Source organism: Bacillus sp. LR--39, from assembly GCF_053613335.1.
On sequence record NZ_JBSIOT010000167.1, the window covers coordinates 1 to 1,374 of the forward strand.

Annotated in this window: 2 protein-coding genes and 1 pseudogene; all 3 read right to left on the reverse strand. The window is 40.8% G+C overall.

What is annotated here, in order from left to right; all coding sequences use genetic code 11:
- Positions 1-765: pseudogene (locus tag ACWHAR_RS21435) on the reverse strand (IS3 family transposase); the annotation flags it as partial.
- A gap of 94 nt (positions 766-859) precedes the next feature.
- A complete protein-coding gene (sr7p, locus tag ACWHAR_RS21440) occupies positions 860-988 on the reverse strand; it encodes a small protein SR7P (protein ID WP_260849809.1) in 129 nt (42 codons plus the stop codon).
- A 129-nt stretch (positions 989-1,117) separates the two neighbouring features.
- The coding region (locus ACWHAR_RS21445) for a S4 domain-containing protein (protein WP_452087764.1) at positions 1,118-1,374 on the reverse strand (257 nt) is incomplete at its 5' end.

Below are 1,374 nucleotides of genomic sequence, written 5' to 3' on the forward strand. Positions count from 1 at the left end.
CTCCATTATATACATCCAATATACTGGAAAGGTACAATTGTTTCTGTCCATAAGGCAAATACGTGATGTCTGTTACTAGTTTTTCAAGAGGATGATCAGACTGAAAGTTCCTATCTAATATATTGTCGACCACGGCATATGGCTGCCCATTCTTCTTGCGCTTTTTCACCTTAACCCGGCACTGCCACTGATTTTTCTGCATAATACGCTGAACCGTTTTATGGTTAATACACATTCTCTTTTTTAATATAGCTGTGATTTTTCGATATCCATATCGATACTGGTGCTCTCGGCACAACGTGCCGATTTGTTTTTCTAAATGGCGCTTGGGATGATCTTTCTTCAGATTCTTCTTCCAACGATAATAAGACGAGCGAGAGATACCTAAATGAATACAGATATCCTGCACGGTCATTGTGCTGTGCAATTCTTCTACAAGTTCGACTGACGTTTGGCTATCAACTTCCTTTCCAATTCGTTGTACTTTTTTAACACTTCATTCTGTTGTCTCAGATATCGATTCTCTGCCTGCAGTTTCTCTAATTCGGAAGAATACTCCGGACCTTTTCCATAAGTGTATTGCTTACCAACAGGCTGTTCAAATCGATGTGTATCACCAGCCTTATACCATCTGACCCATGTCTTAATCTGCGTATTATTTTTGATATTCAACTCCTGCATGATCTCTTTCATAGGTACGCCTGCCAATCTCATTTCTACAGCCTTCTGTTTCACTTCAACCGGATAACTCACTCTTGTCCCCATAGAAAAAACACCTCCAAGTCTAATTTCGGATAACAATCATCCGTATTCAAACTTGAAGGTGTTTTTATTTGTCTCATCTTATGGGGTCAGTCCCCTATGCGGTCGGGGTTTTTTTATCGTCTGTTTTGTCTTTTGCCTCTTGCTGGCCAACACTATCCTGCGCCTGCTGCTCCCAATAATCCCGCTGCAGCCGTTCTTTTGCAATCGTACACATGAGATTCACGCTTTAGCGCTCCTTTCATTTAAAAGGTGGTGATTGGTCGTGTTTGCCCTATCTAATATACTCTTTTCCTTTCATTCCTATGCGGTAAACAAAAAGATCCTTTGCCTTCAGTGGCAAAGGATCTTTTTGTTATTTATACGTCACAAGGAAGTATTTTTTCTTCCCGCGGCGCAGAACAGTAAATTGATTTTCGATACGGTCTTCAGCTGACAGGGTATAATTTATTTCCGTCTGGCGTTCACCGTTAATGTAAACAGCTCCGTTTTGAATGTCTTCACGCGCTTGGCGTTTAGAAGGAGATAATTTAGATTGCACCAACACATCTACAAGTGAAAGCTCTTGGCTGCTGTCAACTTCCATAGAAGGAACATCTTTAAAACCTACTT